Origin of the sequence: Pseudoalteromonas sp. NFXS39 (genome assembly GCF_040148775.1) — a bacterium.
GTDB classification, from domain to species: Bacteria; Pseudomonadota; Gammaproteobacteria; order Enterobacterales; family Alteromonadaceae; genus Pseudoalteromonas; species Pseudoalteromonas apostichopi.
This window is the reverse complement of record NZ_JAGDEC010000010.1, coordinates 47,153-66,568: the sequence shown is the minus strand read 5'-3', so window position 1 is coordinate 66,568 and position 19,416 is coordinate 47,153. Positions and strand designations below refer to the sequence as shown.

The window sequence follows — 19,416 nt, the reverse complement described above, 5'->3', positions numbered from 1 at the left end:
GTCAGAATAATAAAATTATTCCCACTCAATTGTTGCCGGTGGCTTACCTGAAATATCGTAAACAACACGTGAGATACCATCGATTTCGTTGATGATACGGTTTGAAACCACACCTAAGAATTCGTAAGGTAAGTGTGACCAACGTGCCGTCATAAAGTCGATTGTCTCTACACAACGTAGTGATACAACCCAGTCGTATTTACGTGCATCACCCATTACACCTACCGATTTAACTGGTAAGAATACAGTGAATGCTTGGCTTACTTTATGGTATAGCTCAGCTTTGTGTAGCTCTTCGATGAAGATAGCATCTGCACGACGTAGTAAATCACAGTACTCTTTCTTGATTTCACCAAGTACACGAACACCTAAACCAGGACCCGGGAATGGGTGACGGTAAAGCATGTCGTAAGGCAGACCAAGCTCAAGACCAATTTTACGTACTTCATCTTTAAATAGCTCACGTAATGGCTCAACAAGACCCATTTTCATGTCGTCAGGTAAACCACCTACGTTGTGGTGAGACTTGATTACATGTGCTTTACCTGTTGCTGATGCAGCAGATTCGATTACGTCTGGGTAGATAGTACCTTGACCTAACCATTTAGCGTTTTTCAGCTTTTTAGCTTGCTCGTCGAATACTTTAATGAACGTATGACCAATCGCTTTACGCTTATCTTCAGGGTCAGACTTACCTGCTAAGTCTGCTAAGAATTGATCTTCAGCATCCACTTTAACAATGTTTAGGCCAAACTTGTTGCCAAACATGTCCATAACTTGCTGACCTTCGTTTAAACGAAGAAGACCGTTATCAACGAATACACATGTTAGCTTGTCGCCAATTGCACGGTGAATAAGCATAGCTACAACAGATGAATCAACACCACCTGATAAACCTAAGATAACTTCGTCATCACCTACCGTTTCTTTAATACGCTCAATAGCATCGTCGATTATTTTAGCGGGTGTCCATAGCTTTTCACAGCCACAGATATCAATCGCGAAGCGCTCAAGTAAGCGTAAACCTTGGTGAGTATGAGTTACTTCTGGGTGGAACTGTACGCCGTAAAAACGTTTTTCTTCCCAAGACATTGCAGCATGCGGACACGTTGATGTTTTAGCAGTTGTTTTGAAAGTCTCTGGTACTTCCATCACTTTATCGCCGTGGCTCATCCAAACGTCTAGTACGCCTGCACCGCCGTCAGTAATGTGGTCTTCGATAGCATCGAATAACGCACAGTTACCTACTTTTTCAACTTGCGCATAACCAAACTCTTTCTTATCAGAGCTGTGTACGCTACCACCTAGTTGCGTTGCCATTGTTTGCATGCCGTAACAGATACCAAGTACTGGAACGCCTGCGTTAAATACATACTCAGGAGCACGTGGGCTGTTTTCAAGTGTTGTAGACTCAGGGCCACCCGACAAAATAATACCTTGTGGATTAAATTCGCGGATTTGCTCTTCAGTTACATCCCATGCCCATAGCTCACAGTAAACACCAATCTCACGTATACGACGTGCGATTAACTGTGTGTATTGCGAACCAAAATCTAAAATGAGAATTCGTGAATCGTGAATGTCTTTGCTCATGGAGTATCTCGTTAGTCAGGAACTGCTCTCCCAAAGGGAGATGATCAATAAATTAGGGCTAGCAAATGCTAGCCCATGTAATTTCAATACCTTAAGGTAATTAACCTAAGCGGTAGTTTGGCGCTTCTTTGGTAATTTGCACGTCGTGAACGTGTGACTCACCCATACCAGCTGAAGTAACGCGAACAAATTGAGGTTTAGTGTTTAACTCTTCAATTGTTGCACAGCCTGTTAAGCCCATTGCACTGCGAAGACCACCCACTTGTTGGTGAATGATTGTCGCGATAGGACCTTTATAAGCAACACGGCCTTCGATACCTTCAGGAACAAGCTTGTCTGCTTCGTTCGATTTTTGGAAGTAACGGTCTGATGAACCTTCTTTTTGGTCCATAGCACCAAGGCTACCCATACCGCGGTATGATTTGTAGTAACGGCCTTGATACAGCTCGACTTCACCCGGTGCTTCTTCAGTACCAGCTAACATTGAACCAACCATTACACATGATGCGCCCGCAACAAGTGCTTTTACGATGTCACCAGAGAAACGAATACCACCGTCAGCAATAACAGGAATATCACGGCCTTTTAAGCCTTCAACTGCGTCAGAAATAGCAGTAATTTGTGGAACACCACAACCTGTTACGATACGAGTAGTACAAATAGAACCAGGACCGATACCTACTTTAACAGCATCAACACCTGCATCAGCAAGGGCAATCGCGCCTTCAGCTGTTGCAACGTTACCCGCTACGATTTGTAAATCAGGGTATGCTTGACGTGTTTGTGCAACACGGTCGATAACACCTTGAGAGTGACCATGTGATGTATCGATAAGTAGTACATCAACACCTGCTTCAACAAGCGCTGCGATACGCTCATCGGTACCCGCGCCAACACCAACAGCTGCACCTACACGTAGACGACCTTGCTCGTCTTTACATGCATGCGGCTTGTCTTGTGCTTTTTGATAATCTTTTACAGTGATCATGCCTTTAAGTTTAAATGCATCATCAACTACGAGAATTTTTTCGATACGGTGCTCGTGCATTAGACCTAAGATTTCATCACGGTCTGCACCCTCTTTAACAGTCACTAACGATTCTTTTTTCGTCATTACTGTAGAAACAGGTTGCTCAAGCTTAGTTTCAAAACGCATATCACGGCTTGTAACAATACCAACAAGGTTATTGTCAGCGTCAGTTACAGGGAAACCTGAAAAACCTTTGTCTTCTGAAAGCGCGATAGCATCAGCAATTGTAAGATCCGCAGTCACAGTAACAGGGAAAGAAACAATGCCCGCTTCGTAAGTTTTTACTTTACGAACGTTTTTAGCTTGCTCTTCGATTGTCATGTTCTTGTGGATGAAACCTAAACCGCCCTCTTGCGCTAAAGCAATCGCTAAGCGTGCTTCTGTTACAGTATCCATAGATGCTGAAACTAACGGCAAGTTAAGATTGATACCACGCGTTAAGCGAGTTGAAATATTTGCCGTGTGTGGCAAAACAGTAGAATGACCTGGTACTAAAAGTACGTCGTCAAAGGTAAGAGCTTCTTTAGCGATTCTTAGCATAGTGCAACTTCTCACATGTGGATCTGAGTATAAGGAATTGCGGCCAAATTTTATCAGCGTTGTGAGCACGAGTAAATAAAATTATTCATTTATTTGTGTTAAAGTACACACAGAATTTTTTACTGGGGTTATTAATGGCTTTTACGCACTCAACACAGCCTGTTTACACGGTCTCGCGCCTAAATAAGGAAATTCGCCATGTTTTAGAACAAGGCTTCTCATCGCTTATCTTAAATGGTGAAATTTCTAACTTTATAGCCCCTGCATCTGGACACTGGTACTTCACTCTAAAAGACGACCGAGCACAGGTAAAAGCGGCGATGTGGCGCGGCAATAATCGCGGCCAAACTTTTCGCCCAAGCAATGGTGCACAAGTAACTGTGCGCGCCCGCGTATCCTTGTATGAACCCCGTGGTGATTATCAGCTGATTGTTGAGCACATGGCCCCTGCTGGTGAAGGTTTATTAAAACAAGAGTTTGATGCGCTTAAAATGCGCTTAGCTGCCGAAGGCCTATTTAGCTCAGCTCACAAAAAACCATTACCAACCAATATCAATCGTATTGGGGTGATTACCTCAGCCACTGGGGCAGCTATTCGCGATATTCTTACCGTACTAAAACGCCGTGCTCCGCAGCTTGAAGTCGTGATTTATCCAGCGATGGTACAAGGCGCAGATGCCCACAGCCAATTAATAGAAAAAATAAGCATCGCCAATCAGCGTAATGAAGTGGATGTACTTATATTAGGTCGCGGTGGTGGTTCACTCGAAGATTTGTGGTGCTTTAACCATGAGCAATTGGCTCGCGCCATTTTCGCAAGTCACTTACCAATCGTTAGTGCCGTTGGTCACGAAGTCGATACCACAATAAGTGACTATGTAGCCGATATTCGTGCCGCAACCCCTTCGGCTGCTGCTGAGCTAGTTAGCCCAAACACGGAAGAGCTACATAATAAAGTTACGCAGTTAGTTAGGCACTTAAATCATGCTTTTAAACATTCCTTGGCAGTAAAGCGCAGTACTGCAACACAATTTGAGCATCGCTTACAACTATGCCATCCACGTAATCAACTAAATCAGCAAGCGCAAAAATTAGATGAGCTTAGTTTAGCCTTGCATGGTGCAATGAATAACAAAATTCAGCGATATGAGCGAGTACTTGCTAACTTAACACCACGCTTGATGCAACGTTCACCTGAAAATCAGCTCGCAAAAAGCGAGCATCAGCTCGCGCAACTACACGCCCGACTGAGACAAACGATGCAACAGCAACTTTCAAGTTCACGCAATCAGCTTTCTTTGCAAGCGAGCCGCTTAGATTCTGTAAGCCCACTCAGTGTATTAGCTCGTGGTTATAGCATTACCAAGAACCAGCAAGGCAAAGTGGTGAAATCAGTTAACGATGTAAGTTCAGGAGAGTTTATAACCACCGAACTTACCGATGGTCAGTTGCACTCGAAGGTCGTTTAACTTTACTCGGTACTAGCGATAACGGTTAGACTGCCATCACTCGAAGTGCTGGAAGTAAACTTAAACTGCTTCCACCAGCTTTGTTCCATCATTTTATCGCCTAAATCACGCCAATAACGGCTTGGTAAGTCATCTACACCCTCTGGTTGCAGTAGCTTAAACTGACAAACGGAGCTTTTGCACGTTGCGATTTTTAGCTCTGGTTGTACAGGTAAATCTGCCATGATTAAAAAATCGCTCATCGCAGTTTCAACTTGGTAAGCCCACGCTTCATCACGAGATTGCTCTTCTAACAAGGTATAAAGTTCTTCAAGATGTGAATCAATTTGCTGCGGGGGAATTGCACTTGAACGGTAGTTAGCAATCACAGCTTGTTGGCTTTCAACTTGTAGCTTTAGCTCAGCAATTTGTTGTTCAAGCTCACTTTTGCTAAGAGTTTCTGGTACGTCAGCTTTAGGTGCAGCGATTTTTTTAGCATTCACAGGGACTACCGACTTGGTTTGCTGTGGCGCCTCAACAGTTTGCGCTTCAATAAATTCTTGCTGGTGAGTTTGAGTCTGTTCTAGTGGATTAGACTGAAAGAGTGACATAGCAAGAGCGCCACAAAAAAATGACGCTATAACAGCTAACCCGAAGGATAATTTAGACAATTCCATTGCTCTTTATTGATGTAAAACTACAACATAGCACTGGTGTGTGAGGCATTACTAGCGGTAGTTGTGCCATCATCTAAAAAGTTTTGGTTCATGCTTTCGGCTGGACAGGGGCAGCTCGGTTTGCCGACCACTTTAGCAGGTACCCCAACCACAGTTGTGTGTGCAGGAACTGGACTTAACACCACTGAATTAGCACCAATACGCGCCCCCTCACCGACTTCGATGTTACCTAGTACTTTAGCACCTGCGCCAATCAATACACCGGCACGTATTTTAGGGTGGCGATCACCTTGTTCATTACCTGTACCACCTAAGGTTACAGATTGTAGAATCGAAACGTTATCTTCGATAACTGCAGTTTCACCAATTACAATCCCAGTTGCATGGTCAAACATAATACCATGACCAACTTTACAAGCAGGATGGATGTCAACGCCAAATACTTCTGAGGTTCTGCTCTGAATGAAACGAGCAAGCTCTTTTCGGTTTTGTTGCCATAAGCAATTTGCGAGTCGGTGTGCTTGTATTGCATGGAAGCCTTTAAGGTTCAAGATAACAGTTAAGTAACTATCGGCCGCAGGGTCGCGATCTTTAACTGCTTTTATGTCATGAGCCACATGTGTCAGCATGAGGTCACATTTAACAAAGGCTTGATCGAATAATTCACGGATAGTAAATGCTGATACCACCGCATCTGAGAGTTTATTCGCGACAATAAAGCTAAGCGCCGAACCTAAGCATTCATGATTTAACACACACGAATAAACGTGACTTGCTAAAAGCGGTTCACGGGAAACGACTTCGTTTGCTTCATCTCGAAGCTTTTGCCAAATTTCATGACGCATAATATTGCCTTTCTGGTTGTACCTAACTGCTAAGCCTTTAGTTTAACGGATTTGTAGCAAGATGTACTAACCCGTTATTTATTTGTTCTGGTTATATGTAATAACCAGAGTATCAAACCTTATTTTTGATCATTTGCAGGTGTTTTTAAATCAATCTCATATGACAGCTGCAAACTCTAATGACAGGCACGCGGTTTAATTAAAGTACTTATTTTTCAACAACAAAACAGATATGACATCTTATCTGTCATATGCCAAAATAGGAACTGGCGTATTACTGACGGCGTAAAAAACAAAAATAATCATTAAATTTACATCATCAACTTAACAAGGAAACGATGATGAAAAACGACGTACTAAACTCACACAAATTAGGTTATAAGTTCTACTTTCAAGATGGTGATAATCAAATCGCATGCTTTGGTCACATCATGAGTGGTAAAGAAAAAATATATGTAAACGATGAATTGGTTAGTGAAAAGCGCAGCTTCGGTTTTAAAAGTCACCACGACTTTAATTACCAAGAGAATGCTTATGCAGTCGAATTTGAGATGCAAAATATACTAACAGGTAAGCTTGAATGTTCGTTTTACAAAGCAGGTAAATTAGTTCAACAGAGCACACAGACTTCACTTACAGATAACCCAAAGCAAGTGGCTATGGTTACCTTAGGGTGTTTTATTGGTGGAGCAATTTTTGGTTTTGCCCTAATCACGTTAATTGAACCGTTCATTGGGAAGTAAGTAATGCAACTGAACCCTAATACAATTAAAGCACTGAGGCTTAAATTCGAGTGGACGCAGCAACAACTGGCCGATGCCTGTGATGTAAGCCTACGAACCATTCAACGAGTTGAAAAAGAAGGCGCTGCGTCAAAAGAAACTACCATGAGCTTATGCGCAGTGTTTGAAGTACGCCAAGGTGAGCTCATCAAGCTCGATGACGAATCAACTAATGACAGCAAAACACACGCAGTGAGTAAGCAAAACCTAGCTGTAATCGTAGCGACTTCTTCGTTTATTAGTTTCGCCCTTGGTATGGCAACAGTATTTGTTATTTTTTAGGAGTGAAATATGACCAAAGAACAACGCGGCTATGCCACACTTATCGGCTTTGTAATAGTAACCATGCTATTTGCGCTAGGTGTTAAAATTGGTTCTATACTTTAGCATTTCCTGATGCTTTACTTAGAGACTTAGGCCAACTGTCAGAACTGAACTTAAAATGCAGTACTGACAGCTGTTAACTACATGAGCTAAATAGGAGCTTTACACTACCCCTTCAGGACTCTAGCAAAACACTTTGATGAAAGCTTTAAGCGTAGCTTAGAGGAAAATTCGCCATTTATTGCTAACCTTAAATAACTAAGCACTGGCTAGGTTATAAAGTGGTTGAATCAAAAGAGTTTCTAAAGTTAATACTCGATACTATCTCTGAGCATATTGTGGTGATTAATGACTCGGGGGATATCACATTTGTAAATCGCAGCTGGCTATCATTCGGCGATGAGAATGGATGCGAGTGTAACACTCAGTGGGAAAGTCAAAACTATCTAGCTATTTGTAGATCAGCTGCGGCCCATGGCGATGAGTTTGGTGAAAAGGCCTACACCGGAATAAACCAAGTTATCAATCAACAGCTCGCAGAGTTTTACTTGGAATATCCTTGTCATAGTGATACTGAAAGCCGCTGGTTTATGATGCGCGCAGTACCTTTAAAACTTGGCAAAACAGATTATGTTGTGATCAGCCACTTAAATATTACTGAACGTAAACTTGCCGAGCAGCAAGTTCGAGAGCTTGCTCGTATCGATGGTCTAACGCAAGTTGCTAACCGACGTCATTTTGATGATTTTTATTCGCAAGAATGGAGTCGCTGTGCACGCTTAAAACATCCCTTATCCATAGCGATGGTCGATCTTGATAACTTTAAGTCTCTTAACGATAACCTTGGTCATCTAGTTGGTGATAATTGCTTAAAAGAAGTGGCAAAACTATTGTCTGAATTTACTCGCAGGCCCAGTGACTTGTGCGCAAGATACGGCGGTGAAGAATTTGTTCTAGTACTTGGTAATACGCAAAGCCATAATGCTCAATTACTCGTAACACGTTTTATGACAAAACTTGCTACGCTAAAGTTGGCTGAACTGGCTGGCTACCCATTAACAGTAAGTGTCGGGTTAGCCACGCTATATCCTAGTAGTTGTGATGATGCCATGTTACTCATTGAAATGGCTGATAGCGCGCTTTATCAAGCAAAAGAAGCTGGCCGAAATCAACTTGTAGTTGCTGATAACATCGAGCCATTAAACATAGAAAAATGCCCCTAAATAGGGGCATTGATTAGTTAATTAGTAATTATTGAAATACTTTTTCGACATCAAGTACTTTAATATTTTTCTCTGGTATTGCAAGTTTATAGTCTGCAATCACTTTATCTTCAGCAACAAGTTCTGCCGGTTTTTCAGCGTTATACACCATAGGTGATGTTTGCTCTGATGCTAAACGTTTTTGCATATCTTTGCCGTCACCGGTAATAAATACATAGTGAATATTCTCGGTTTGCAGGTTATCGCGAATAACGCGGTTAACATCATCAAGGGTTAGCTTTTCAAGCTTGCCGCGCACATAGTCTACAAAGCTCTCTGTGTTATAGAACTCACTATCAAGTGCATAGCCTAATTGACGATCTTGGCTTGCAACCATTTGCGGCACAAAGTTAATTAAGAAATTACGAGTCGCTTCAAAATCTTCCTTACTAATGCCATTTTTAATTAGCTTATCAAGCTCAAATAATGCCGTACGTGTTGCAAAGTGAGCATCGTTATTAGAACGCAGCGGGCGTAACCATACTTGGAAAATTTGCTCTGAACGACCTAAGTTAGCATCTGGTTTTGTTTGGAACATACCACGTGGGAAGTATTCGATGTATGCATAGTCGCCGTAGTTCATACCACGGGTTTGACGAATGCGTTGATATAAGAAGCTGTTTGAACTGCGGTGTTCACCAAAATAAGAGCGAACTAACCAAAGGGCTGTCCAATCATCGCTGCTACGAATTGTATCAATTGGGAAACCAAAGGACACTGCGGTAGATTGCGCTGATTTCTCAACAATAGTCGCATGATGACCTTTAAGTACTGGCGCATCAGGGATCATTAAACGGCTTTCTTTACCTTGTGGAAGTTGGGTTAAATCTTTCATCATTGTCGATTTAACATCACTTGGGATAGCACCAATTAGACCCACTGTTAGTTTAGATTGTGTAAACTGGCTATTATAAAACGCTTTGACGTCATCAAGTGTCAATGCTTCAAGATCTGATATGTCACCGTAGTTATAACTTTCGTAAGGATGACCTTTATAAAGCTGATGATAAAGCACTTCTTTACCTAGTTCCTCATCATTTGACGCTTTAAGGCCCGCTTTAATGCTATCTATAAGCTCTTTTTTCAGACGCTTGAAATCATCTTCTCTAAAGCCAGGGTTTAACAATTGATCGCTAACAAGCGCATACCATTTCGCAGCATTATCTTTGTGTACTCGACCACGAAGTGAAATCATCTCTTTATCAAGTTGATAACCAAAGCTTCCCGCCAAAGGATATAAGGCTTTCTTAATATCTTTATAGCTCATTGATTCTGAACCACCTTGCGCTAGCATCGCGGCTGTTAGCGCCGCTAAACCTTTTTTGCCTTGTGGATCAGCTGCCGCACCGGTATTGAATAACCAGTTTACATCAACCAGTGGTGAACTATTTGTTTTATCAAGTACTTTAAAATGACGTTCTGTTGGTGCTTGCTCGATACTTGCCACCGCTGCATTTAAATCAACTTCCTGCTCAAAACCAGTTACTTTATCAAGCGCCGACATTGTCACTGTGGTACGGCTTGAATCAACAAAATACTTGTTTGCTACTGCTTTGATATCTTCTGGAGTGATGCTATCAGCAGTGGCGTAAAGTTGGTTAATAACTTCAGGGTCGCGCTCAAAGTGCATGTAGCTTGCAAGCGTTGAGGCTATTGATTGCGATGAATCAAGACCATTGATAAAGCTGTATTTTAAGTTAGATTTTAAATCAGCTAACTTTTGCGCATCAACTAACTCAGTACGTGCTTGTGCATAAGTACGGTTAATCGCATCACGGGCTTTAGCAAGATCAGCTTCGTTTTCTACTTTTACAAAAACATGTAATAAACCGGGGTCTTTAGTATCTGGGTTATAGGTAAACATTTGACTGGCAATTTGTTTATCAACAACAAGTTCTTGATAAAGTGCCGAGTTATTTGAGAAATAAAGCTGCGAAATCAAATCAAGCGCAGCACGGTCTTTTTGAGTTGGATCCCATGCTGTGCCTTTGTAAGACACTAGTAACCAATGACCCGGTAAACCATCATATTTTTCATGAACGTACTTAGGTGCTTGTTGTTTCGGTTCAGTTGGAATGTCGGCTTGGTAATCACCTTTTTTCCAGTTACCCCAATGCTTTTTCACCATTGCCATAGTTTCTTGTGGATCAACATCACCAACAATGACTAAAGAGACGTACTCAGGCTTATAAAACTTAGCGAAAAACTCTTTACCATATGCCATTTGATCAGGCATGGCTTCGATGTCTTCAAAAAAGCCCATCGTGGTGTGTTTATATGTGTGCTTCTCGAATGCTTCGTTACGAACGGCAGAAAGTAACTTACGAATTGGGCTAGCATTATTCTTTAAATATTCACCTTTTACAGTCAGTGCTTCAGTACGGAACTGCTCTTCGCTGTAAGTCAGGTTTTGGAAAATATCAGCTTCGATTTCGAGTACTTTATCTAAGTGCTCTTTTGAGAAATTTAAGTGATAGTTAGTGTAATCGTTGGTCGTATACGCGCGATTATCAACACCTGAGTTCTTTAAAATATCTGAATAGACATCTTGCGGGAATTTTTCAGAGCCTTTAAACATCATGTGCTCAAAGAAGTGTGCAAAACCGGTTTTACCTGCTTCAACCTCATTACGCGAACCAACCGATACCGGAATTTGCAGTGATACGACGTCTGGGTAGTCGGTTTTCACTACCATTACGCGAAGGCCGTTCTCAAGCTCTTCTAATAGGTAATCTTGGCTAAATACACGGTTATCATCTTGGCTTACTTGCTGCTCAATTTCGACTTCTTTAACCATATTTGACTGTGAGTTACTTGCGCAGCCACTCAGCGCAAGTGTTACAGCAAAACTGGTTGCTAATAATCTAAATTTCATAATGTTCCCTTGTTAGTTATTTTTCTCATAATGATTGCAGCCTGATTATGCATCAAAGCGCCAGAAAATATGAGGGTCAGGGCAATAATTTATGTAAACAGGTGTGTCAATTTCGTAGAACACCTCACATTCAACTTGAGTAAAATTCATAGTCATTGAAAAACTTTCATCAGAAAAATCTATCTAGACGTCTAAATGGCTGCTATATTGTTTACATAGACATTAGCACAAGCTGGAATGAGGATTATGGCTTTATCATTACAAGAGAAAATTGAAGACACCAATCAAGGCGTCTACCTTATCGGTACCACACCACCAAAATCAGGTACTGATAAAGCCATGCTTGAAACTATTGCCCAAAAGCTACTAGGTCGCTTGCACGAAATTGAATACGATGGTGTGATCATTTACGACATTCAAGATGAAAGCAGCCGAATTGCTAAACCGCGCCCTTTTCCGTTTAAAGAAACGGTTGATCCACGTGAATATAGTCAACTACTTCGCAGCCTCTCACAACTGGATGTAATCACTTATAAAAGTGTTGCCCAACGTGGTGAAGCTGAGTTTACCGAGTGGTTAAATGAAACTCGAAATGATTTTGAATTAAAGAACTTAGTGCTAGTAGGTAGTCCATCATCTCATGGTGACATCAAATTAAGCCTTTCTGATGCTTATAAAACGCTAGTAAAACAGAATAGCGATGTATTTTTAGGTGGCGTTACTATTGCAGAGCGTCACGCTAGCAAACGTAATGAACATGAGCGTTTAGTCGAAAAAACAGCGCAAGGCTGTAAGTTTTTCATCTCACAAGCCGTTTACAATGCCCAAGCGACTATTGATTTGATCACCAGCTATGCCCGCAGCTGTAAAGCACAAGGCACAACCCCAAAGCGTATTATTCTAACGTTTACTCCATGTGGCGGTGAAAAAACCTTAGAATTTATGGAGTGGTTAGGAATTTCGGTACCAGAGGCGACTAAGTACCGTATGTTAGATTCGGCAAATACATTGAGTGAATCGGTGCGTATTTGCCGTGAGAATCTTGACTTAATTTTACAAAGCTGCGCGCATTTAGATGTACCGCTCGGTTTAAATATCGAAAGCTTAACTAATCGTAAAGAAGAAATTGATGCGTCAATTAACCTTTATCGTTTACTTAAAGCGACCATGGAGCTGAACCTAGCTGAGAAACAAATAGCTTAACGTGCTGCCTTCGAGGCTTGCTTTTTCTCATACATATCTTCATCTGCTCGTTTTAATAGCTCAGCAAAGTTTTCTTTTGGCTGAGCTATCACCCCAGAACCAATACTTAAACTCGTAACTGGAATGCCCCGCTTTGCTAAATTAGATTGATAGGTGGTGTTGAGCTTATCGGCTATGCTTTCTATGCAATCACCTGGCTGAACTTGCAATAAAGCAATAAACTCATCGCCCCCTAAGCGGCCAATAATATCGGTTTCACGAAGACACTCTTTCATAGTGTCAGCTAAACAAATAAGCGCGAGATCGCCAACTTCATGGCCGTAAGTATCGTTGAGCGGTTTAAAACTGTTTATATCAATAAACAAACAGCTAATGTCAAAGCCAAGACGTTTCGATATATTCAGTTTATGTTGGCAAAGTAGGTCTATTGCGCGGCGATTATAAATATTGGTAAGTGAATCGAGCATGGCAATTTCACGCATCTGCGTAAAATTATCTAACAAAGCAAGGTCGTCCTCAACCATATCGCGAAGTTGCTCTATTAATTCTAAAAAGCTCTGTTGATAGTGAGTCTGCTTAAAATCCATTACACAAAATGTGCCAAACGGTTCACCATTAGGCCAACTAATAGGTACACCAAGGTAAGATTCAAAACCATCTTTCACTAGTGGGCTATCATCCCACTGAGAGTCTTTACTTGCATGATCAACATAAAGTGGTGCCATATCTCGCACAACTTTTTTACAGAAGATATTATCGTCAGCATTTAATTCAGCCCCTGCTTCATAGGGGTTTTCTTGCTGCTCACTGGATACAATAATACGATAAACATTGTCAGTTTTATGGACGATAAAACCCGCAGGAGCAGAAAACAACTCAGTCATGAGATTAATTGTTTTCTGCCACTTTTCTAAGGAAAATTGTTTATCAGCGCGGCGAAAAACCCACTTATTTTCTTCTAACATACTAAACTCTCAACTTTAGCCTGAGGATAGTATAAATATATGCCAAATTTAGGAACGTCTCCTACTTTTTTGCCCTAAGATGCGTTTTTTATCACGCGAGCGCCGTGCTTTATTTGTATTTTTACGAACCTGTTTTGGCTCTTTGGTTAAATCAGGCTCATATCCTGGTAACCACTGTGGAGTAAGTCTCGTGTCGAGTAAGATATCTATTTCATCCAGTAACCATTGCTCATCAATACTAACCAGCGACATCGCCATCCCTTTCTCGCCAGCACGACCTGTACGACCAATACGGTGTACATAATCTTCGGCCACATAAGGCAGTTCGTAATTGATTACATACTTTAACGAAGCAATATCAAGGCCACGAGCAGCAACATCTGTCGCTACCAGTACTCTTGTTGCACCGGATTTAAAGTTATGTAGCGCTTTATCTCGTGCTCCTTGGCTTTTATCACCATGAATAGATTCAGTTTTTAAACCGTCTTTACACATTTCTTTTGCAAGCACATCAGCGGTTTGTTTAGTACGAGTGAATATTAGTACTTGCTGCCAATTCTTCATACCGATCATATGCGATACCAGTTCACGCTTACGATCTTCATCAACCGCATAAACTAGCTGCTCAACTTCAACCGCTGCTGAGTTGCGTTTATTTACTTCAACTAATTTAGGATCATTCAATAACTGCTTACTTAGCTTAAAGATGCTGTCGTCAAATGTTGCTGAAAACAGTAAGGTTTGACGATCTTTTGGCACGTGACGCAAGATACGATTGATCTCGTCAATAAAGCCCATATCAAGCATGCGATCAGCTTCATCGAATACCAAAGCATTAATACTAGAGAGCTTAATACTGCCCTTGATCACATGATCAAGTAAGCGCCCAGGTGTTGCGATGACAACCTGTGCAGCTTTTATGGCTTTAATTTGTGGGCCAATACTGGCGCCGCCATAAGCAAGCGCCGCTTTTATATCTGTGTGCGCAGCATAGCGCTCTACACTTGCAAATACTTGCTGAGCGAGCTCTCGGGTGGGCGTTAAAATAAGTACCTTAACAGCATCAGGGAGTACTTCAGCAGACATCAAGTTGTGCAGTAGTGGTAAAACAAAGGCGGCTGTTTTGCCCGTTCCGGTTTGTGCACTGCCCATTACATCAGCTCCCGCTAAAATGAGTGGGATGGTTTGCGCTTGAATGGCTGTGGGGGTGTGATAATTCTCTTCTTGCAAAGCACTTAGCAATGCAGGTGCAAGATTTAACTCTGAAAAGGTCGCTACTGACATATTCTGAAGTACATTTGGCTATAAAAGCGCTATTGTACGCTGAACATCAGCAACAAAAAAGGCGCAATGAGCGCCCTTTATAGCAAATGTAGAGATTACTCTGGTTTAAGTGATTCTTTACGGTGATTATAAAAACTAATTAAGTCATCAACCGTTGCTTGGCAATAATCACGAATACCAGATACAAGCATGTGCTTTTCACCTGAGCCTACTTTCTTGCCGTTTTCTAAAAGGTTAAAGCGAAGCGTAATTTTTCCGCGCTTGCCAGTAAATTCAAAATCAGGTTCCGCAAATTGTAATTCAGGTGCGCTAATATCAAGACGATCTAGGTTAATCAGCATTGACTCGTAAATCACCATAGGGCGCGCAGGGTTGATCATCACGTCTTGCTTACCCATTAATGGGATGATGACATGCGGAAACGTAGTGCCAGAAAACTCAACATAATTTTTAATTAAGCTATTCGTTAATTCTGGACACTGGCTAACAGCACCTTCTCGTTTAACTTTTAGCATTACTTTTTCGCCATCGGTAATCGCAAACTCATCAGCACCCTCAGGGAAAGTTAGCTTTGAATTTTCATCAACCATACCAGCGAAAGTAAACTCCATTTTTTCACTTATGCCGTAACGGTTTAAAACCAGCGAAAAAAGTAAATCGCCCGGTACACAAAACTTTTTAGCGTCTTTATCGTGTAACGGATTGAAATCATCAGCCACTAATTTGGCGAAACGACAGCCTTGCTCACGTGAGATAGAAACGTAATCAGCATGCTGCTGATAATAAGGACTTAACATAATTGTTCACTGCTTAAACTACTTATAACCTGACTATACTACCAGAAAAATAGAAAATAGAGGTCGAATCTGTTAATTATAAATCACGAACTTAGGAGATGTTTAATGACATCAGCTAAAATATTGGTTTCGATAGGCTAAATCTAAATTGTATCAATTTGTACGAAAGGATTAACAAATAAAGCAGATTAGTAAACACTTAGACTCAGCTAAACATAATGAAAAACTATTAGCTAAAACTAAATATAAATTCAGTTTTCTTTTTAAAACAACAAACTAACTTTTTAAACATTAAGAAATATGCCAACAAGCTGAAAATACAGGCTTTGCATAGCACCTATTTGTAGCTACAACGATAAGTAAGGTATGATAGAACCGCTTTTTTATCGTGTAATCGCCGCTCATAGGCTGCATAAATAACAATTATAATAAGCGGCAAAAAAATGAGTACTCAAAGTGAGTTGAGCAGGTTACATCAATTTTCGATGGTTATTGTTACTTTGAAGAAAAGACTATTAAAAAAACAGAGACTTGGTTAGATGATATACCGATTAAGTTGGCTATTGCTGTTTTTTTGTCTTTGTTTTTCGTCGCTTTGCTTAAGTGATGACAATCCTGAGCAACCTTTTTTTAAAGTCTCTCCCACAGTGTGTGTGACAGATACGAAACAAAAGGTCTGTGAATTTAATATACAAATTCATTTTCGAATTGCTCCCTTTAAAGAGCTTTGTTTAGAAATAACTCAGCGTCCACAGTATACGCAGTGTTATAAACAAGGAGGTTTAATTAGCGAAAAGTTTAAGATTAAAACTGAGCACCCACTTACTGTGAAATTAATAAATCCATTGAGTAATCAGGTTGTTAAACAACAACTACTCTCAATAGCAAGCTATGAAGCTAAAGATTACCGAATAAAGCGGCGCTTTGGCTGGAGTTTATAATGCAGCATATTTTTATAATTGAAGATGATGTGAAATTAGCAAGCTTAATTCAAACATTTTTGTTAAAGCATGGCTATACAATTGATGTGTTTAATACTATGGAGGCTTACCGTAGCAGTGAAATCACCTTCATGCCTTCACTAATTATTTGTGATGTTATGCTACCGGATGGCAATGGCTTTGAGTTAATTTCCCAGTTGAAAGAAAAATACAGTTGTCCTGTCATTTTTTTAACAGCGCTGGACTCAGTACAATCACAAATTAAAGGTTTGAACTTAGGCGCCTATGACTACCTTGTAAAACCCATTAAGCCTGAACTGTTATTAGCTAAGGTTAAAACAATTATCGCCCATACTGTTGGCCAAGATAACTTTTCACATCAAAGTGATATTTTGCGTATCGACACTAAAAAACGTGATATCTACTTTCATAATACTGCATTGAACCTCAATGAAAGTGAGTTTGAGATCATTGCCTATCTAGCTAAAAGCACACCCCAACCGGTTTCTCGAGAAGTATTATTTAAGCATGTTATTGGTCGTGAGTATGATGGACTTGACCGAGCTATTGATTTAAAAATTAGCCGTTTACGTAAAAAGCTTAAAGAGACCATTAGCAAACATAAGGAGTCGTTGGATATTAAGTCTGTTCGGGGTAAAGGATACAGCCTGGATATTTCAAAAATATGAAACAGCAATTTTTTAAGCTGTATTTAATTATCACTGTCAGCTTAATTGCCTTAGTTTTGGCTTTTGGTCAGCTTTATAATCAATTTTTCTCTGAGCAGATACCGAGTGTGCAAATCAGCGTCGCAGAACTTGCGCAAATCGCAGAGCAAAAAGCATCGAGGATCAGTACCTTTAACCAAAACGAACTTGTGTTACCCGATTCATTGCAAGCTAGTTTCAATAAAGATGGCATTATCAGCGTCACCGAGAATAATCAGCAGTATATATACCTGAAAGGAAGTTTCGGCAGCATTCAAAAAATAGGCCCTATTTCCTTGATTTCACAAGCAAAGACTGACTGGTTTGCATTTTTTGCCTTTTACTTTTTACTTGGTGCCATGATCTTGTTGTTCATTCGCCCTGTATTTCGTGATTTGAGTTTATTACAACGCGCAGCCTACCACTTTAGCAAAAAGCCACAGCGGATAGAGCTAGATATAAAACCTAATTCATCTATCGCGCCATTAGCTAGCACGTTTACCCATATGTCTGAGCGCATTAATAAATTTGTGCAATTACATAACGATTTATCACGCATTATTTCTCATGAAATTCGTACGCCTCTTACCCGTATGCGATTTGCTTTATCGATTGCTGAGCTAGAATCACAAGAAAGTAGGCAAATAGAACGCGATATCGATGAAATTGAATTACGTTTAGAGCAATACTTATCGTTTGCTCGCTTAGAGCACCAGCAAAGCGTGTTTAATCAGGAGAAAGTTAACTTAACTAAACTTATCAATACGGAAGTAGCTAAATTCGATTTATACAAAGAGCTCGAATTCATTTCAGCGCTTGAAGTAGATACTGCCTATTGTGAAGCAAGCTTTATGGCTATTGCAGTGCAAAATTTACTGATCAATGCCACTAAATACGCAAAAAACACTATCCATATAAGCAGTAAAGAACAAGCGGGCTATTACCTTATAAGTATTGCAGATGATGGACCTGGCTTACCAATTAATGCAGATGCGCTGATTGAGCCTTTTAAACAAGGTGAAGGAGATAAGTTGGCTAGTGGTTATGGATTAGGGCTTTATATAGTTCATCGTATTGCCAGTTGGCATGGCGGTAAAATAAGCTTAGCCAATTGCCCACAAACGGGCGGTGCACAAATCACAATACACTGGCCTAAAAGTGGTAGGTAATACCTGTAAAGCCTGAGAAGTATCCGTTTTTATTGATCATGTTTGAATTGGCTAAGTTGCTGTCTAGCCATGTATGTTTGAGTTTGAAATCAAGACTGAAACTATCGCTGATCGGATATTCATAGCTCACTTTCAAATAGTAGTTGGTGGCACTTTCTAAATTGTAGCTTAGTAAGCGGGTTTTACTTTCAGTTGGGTTAACTGTGTAGTAATAGTCAATCAACTCTTCATTTTTGTAATTAATGCCCGCCTCAATACCAGCAGTACCAGAAAACAGCTCAAATATTTGGTAGCCGTTAAACAAGATTTCATAACCATTATGAACATTGGTCACATCGTTCACATAAGCTGCACTTAACCAGATGTCATCATAAACGTTTACAGCAGACGATAGCCCAGCCATATAAGAAAGGTCACGCTCTATGGGCGTTAGCTCAATGGGTGAAGCTGTTGGTAAAGTTGGTCTTCCTGAACTCGACCTTACAACACCTACCGCATAAAGTTTATCTACTCCATCAAGCTCAAAGAAAAAGCCATCGTCATTAAAGCGTCCCAGTAAATCGACATAAAACTTTTCTGTTTCATATAAACTGTAGCCAACAGAAAAGTCATCGAAATACCAATTATCACTGTAATAAGCAAAGCTTGGCAGAATTGGCGAAGTGACGTCATCAGCATCAAGTACTGGGTTTTCAATACCCCCATAGCCAACTGTGATGCTGGCATGTATTGTCGACTTTTTAATTAATTGCGGCTGTATAGCTTCAACCTGCGCAAATGCAGTTGATGCAGATAAACAACACACTAAGCCAAACAATTTCTTCATTAACCCAATTCACCTTTATGTCATAACAAATAATTATTATGACAACTTAATACTACTAAAAACTTTTTAGTCTTTACCCAATCGGGAACGATCATATCGTTTGCACGCATCTTTGTATAATTTTTTTACCATACAAAGTGCACAAGGC

17 protein-coding genes are annotated in these 19,416 nt (G+C 40.5%); 8 read left to right on the top strand and 9 right to left on the bottom strand.

What is annotated here, in order from left to right; all coding sequences use genetic code 11:
- Positions 1–15: 15 nt before the first annotated feature.
- On the bottom strand, positions 16–1,593 hold the full coding sequence (gene guaA, locus J3455_RS17110; protein WP_130050772.1) for a glutamine-hydrolyzing GMP synthase: 1,578 nt from the start codon (positions 1,591–1,593) through the stop codon (positions 16–18).
- A gap of 100 nt (positions 1,594–1,693) precedes the next feature.
- Positions 1,694–3,163: an IMP dehydrogenase gene (guaB, locus tag J3455_RS17105; protein ID WP_054551225.1), complete on the bottom strand. Its 1,470-nt coding sequence runs from the start codon at positions 3,161–3,163 to the stop codon at positions 1,694–1,696.
- A gap of 134 nt (positions 3,164–3,297) precedes the next feature.
- Here guaB and xseA point away from each other — a divergent pair, with 134 nt between their 5' ends.
- Positions 3,298–4,632, top strand: coding sequence for an exodeoxyribonuclease VII large subunit (xseA, locus tag J3455_RS17100; protein WP_178927337.1), 1,335 nt, complete (start codon positions 3,298–3,300; stop codon positions 4,630–4,632).
- A 2-nt stretch (positions 4,633–4,634) separates the two neighbouring features.
- Here xseA and J3455_RS17095 read toward each other — a convergent pair whose 3' ends face one another.
- The gene (locus J3455_RS17095) at positions 4,635–5,222 is read right to left on the bottom strand and encodes a hypothetical protein (RefSeq protein WP_239976539.1); all 588 of its coding nucleotides are present in this window, start codon (positions 5,220–5,222) and stop codon (positions 4,635–4,637) included.
- A gap of 86 nt (positions 5,223–5,308) precedes the next feature.
- Positions 5,309–6,133 carry a serine O-acetyltransferase gene (gene cysE, locus J3455_RS17090; protein WP_167658768.1) on the bottom strand — a complete coding sequence of 275 codons (825 nt, stop codon included), beginning with the start codon at positions 6,131–6,133 and terminating at the stop codon, positions 5,309–5,311.
- Between the two features lie 338 nt (positions 6,134–6,471).
- Here cysE and J3455_RS17085 point away from each other — a divergent pair, with 338 nt between their 5' ends.
- From J3455_RS17085 to J3455_RS17075, 3 genes are all read left to right on the top strand, one after another.
- Positions 6,472–6,876 (top strand): hypothetical protein, encoded by a 405-nt coding sequence (locus J3455_RS17085; RefSeq protein ID WP_130050768.1) that lies wholly within the window; start codon positions 6,472–6,474, stop codon positions 6,874–6,876.
- A 3-nt stretch (positions 6,877–6,879) separates the two neighbouring features.
- Entirely contained in the window at positions 6,880–7,197 is a 318-nt protein-coding gene (locus J3455_RS17080) for a helix-turn-helix transcriptional regulator (RefSeq protein ID WP_349562097.1), read from the top strand.
- A gap of 323 nt (positions 7,198–7,520) precedes the next feature.
- The gene (locus tag J3455_RS17075; protein ID WP_349562096.1) at positions 7,521–8,462 is read left to right on the top strand and encodes a sensor domain-containing diguanylate cyclase; all 942 of its coding nucleotides are present in this window, start codon (positions 7,521–7,523) and stop codon (positions 8,460–8,462) included.
- A 28-nt stretch (positions 8,463–8,490) separates the two neighbouring features.
- Here J3455_RS17075 and J3455_RS17070 read toward each other — a convergent pair whose 3' ends face one another.
- The gene (locus tag J3455_RS17070) at positions 8,491–11,376 is read right to left on the bottom strand and encodes a M16 family metallopeptidase (RefSeq protein ID WP_349562095.1); all 2,886 of its coding nucleotides are present in this window, start codon (positions 11,374–11,376) and stop codon (positions 8,491–8,493) included.
- Positions 11,377–11,622: 246 nt separating this feature from the next.
- Between J3455_RS17070 and J3455_RS17065 the strand changes: the two genes are divergently transcribed.
- Positions 11,623–12,579, top strand: a complete 957-nt coding sequence (locus J3455_RS17065) for a methylenetetrahydrofolate reductase (RefSeq protein ID WP_130050764.1) — start codon at positions 11,623–11,625, stop codon at positions 12,577–12,579.
- Here J3455_RS17065 and J3455_RS17060 read toward each other — a convergent pair.
- The 3 genes from J3455_RS17060 to J3455_RS17050 form a co-directional block, all read right to left on the bottom strand.
- A complete protein-coding gene (locus J3455_RS17060; RefSeq protein ID WP_167658766.1) occupies positions 12,576–13,544 on the bottom strand; it encodes a sensor domain-containing diguanylate cyclase in 969 nt (322 codons plus the stop codon). The two genes, J3455_RS17065 and J3455_RS17060, sit on opposite strands and share 4 nt — an antisense overlap.
- Positions 13,545–13,592: 48 nt before the next feature.
- On the bottom strand, positions 13,593–14,828 hold the full coding sequence (locus J3455_RS17055; RefSeq protein WP_167658765.1) for a DEAD/DEAH box helicase: 1,236 nt from the start codon (positions 14,826–14,828) through the stop codon (positions 13,593–13,595).
- 95 nt (positions 14,829–14,923) lie between these two features.
- Complete coding sequence (locus tag J3455_RS17050) at positions 14,924–15,625, bottom strand: DUF3581 domain-containing protein (RefSeq protein WP_130050761.1); 702 nt, start codon at positions 15,623–15,625, stop codon at positions 14,924–14,926.
- A 539-nt stretch (positions 15,626–16,164) separates the two neighbouring features.
- Here J3455_RS17050 and J3455_RS19845 point away from each other — a divergent pair.
- Genes J3455_RS19845 through J3455_RS17040 form a run of 3 tightly spaced genes read left to right on the top strand, consistent with a single transcriptional unit; the run spans position 16,165 to position 18,442 of the window.
- Positions 16,165–16,566: a DUF3019 domain-containing protein gene (locus J3455_RS19845; protein WP_130050760.1), complete on the top strand. Its 402-nt coding sequence runs from the start codon at positions 16,165–16,167 to the stop codon at positions 16,564–16,566.
- Positions 16,566–17,255, top strand: coding sequence for a response regulator transcription factor (locus J3455_RS17045; RefSeq protein WP_349562094.1), 690 nt, complete (start codon positions 16,566–16,568; stop codon positions 17,253–17,255). The genes J3455_RS19845 and J3455_RS17045 overlap by 1 nt, the downstream gene beginning before the upstream one ends.
- The gene (locus tag J3455_RS17040; protein ID WP_130050758.1) at positions 17,252–18,442 is read left to right on the top strand and encodes an ATP-binding protein; all 1,191 of its coding nucleotides are present in this window, start codon (positions 17,252–17,254) and stop codon (positions 18,440–18,442) included. The genes J3455_RS17045 and J3455_RS17040 overlap by 4 nt, the downstream gene beginning before the upstream one ends.
- Here J3455_RS17040 and J3455_RS17035 read toward each other — a convergent pair.
- Positions 18,426–19,268 (bottom strand): MipA/OmpV family protein, encoded by an 843-nt coding sequence (locus tag J3455_RS17035; RefSeq protein ID WP_349562093.1) that lies wholly within the window; start codon positions 19,266–19,268, stop codon positions 18,426–18,428. The two genes, J3455_RS17040 and J3455_RS17035, sit on opposite strands and share 17 nt — an antisense overlap.
- Positions 19,269–19,416 lie beyond the last annotated feature (148 nt).

Bases quoted from the DNA above. Each gene is read 5' to 3' on its own strand.
- J3455_RS17070 (WP_349562095.1), bottom strand. From the start codon at position 11,376: ATGAAATTTAGATTATTAGCAACCAGTTTTGCTGTAACACTTGCGCTG.
- xseA (WP_178927337.1), top strand. From the start codon at position 3,298: ATGGCTTTTACGCACTCAACACAGCCTGTTTACACGGTCTCGCGCCTA.
- J3455_RS17085 (WP_130050768.1), top strand. From the start codon at position 6,472: ATGATGAAAAACGACGTACTAAACTCACACAAATTAGGTTATAAGTTC.
- guaB (WP_054551225.1), bottom strand. From the start codon at position 3,163: ATGCTAAGAATCGCTAAAGAAGCTCTTACCTTTGACGACGTACTTTTA.
- J3455_RS17035 (WP_349562093.1), bottom strand. From the start codon at position 19,268: ATGAAGAAATTGTTTGGCTTAGTGTGTTGTTTATCTGCATCAACTGCA.
- J3455_RS19845 (WP_130050760.1), top strand. From the start codon at position 16,165: ATGATATACCGATTAAGTTGGCTATTGCTGTTTTTTTGTCTTTGTTTT.
- J3455_RS17080 (WP_349562097.1), top strand. From the start codon at position 6,880: ATGCAACTGAACCCTAATACAATTAAAGCACTGAGGCTTAAATTCGAG.
- J3455_RS17050 (WP_130050761.1), bottom strand. From the start codon at position 15,625: ATGTTAAGTCCTTATTATCAGCAGCATGCTGATTACGTTTCTATCTCA.
- J3455_RS17055 (WP_167658765.1), bottom strand. From the start codon at position 14,828: ATGTCAGTAGCGACCTTTTCAGAGTTAAATCTTGCACCTGCATTGCTA.
- J3455_RS17060 (WP_167658766.1), bottom strand. From the start codon at position 13,544: ATGTTAGAAGAAAATAAGTGGGTTTTTCGCCGCGCTGATAAACAATTT.
- cysE (WP_167658768.1), bottom strand. From the start codon at position 6,133: ATGCGTCATGAAATTTGGCAAAAGCTTCGAGATGAAGCAAACGAAGTC.
- J3455_RS17065 (WP_130050764.1), top strand. From the start codon at position 11,623: ATGGCTTTATCATTACAAGAGAAAATTGAAGACACCAATCAAGGCGTC.
- J3455_RS17095 (WP_239976539.1), bottom strand. From the start codon at position 5,222: ATGTCACTCTTTCAGTCTAATCCACTAGAACAGACTCAAACTCACCAG.
- J3455_RS17040 (WP_130050758.1), top strand. From the start codon at position 17,252: ATGAAACAGCAATTTTTTAAGCTGTATTTAATTATCACTGTCAGCTTA.
- J3455_RS17045 (WP_349562094.1), top strand. From the start codon at position 16,566: ATGCAGCATATTTTTATAATTGAAGATGATGTGAAATTAGCAAGCTTA.
- guaA (WP_130050772.1), bottom strand. From the start codon at position 1,593: ATGAGCAAAGACATTCACGATTCACGAATTCTCATTTTAGATTTTGGT.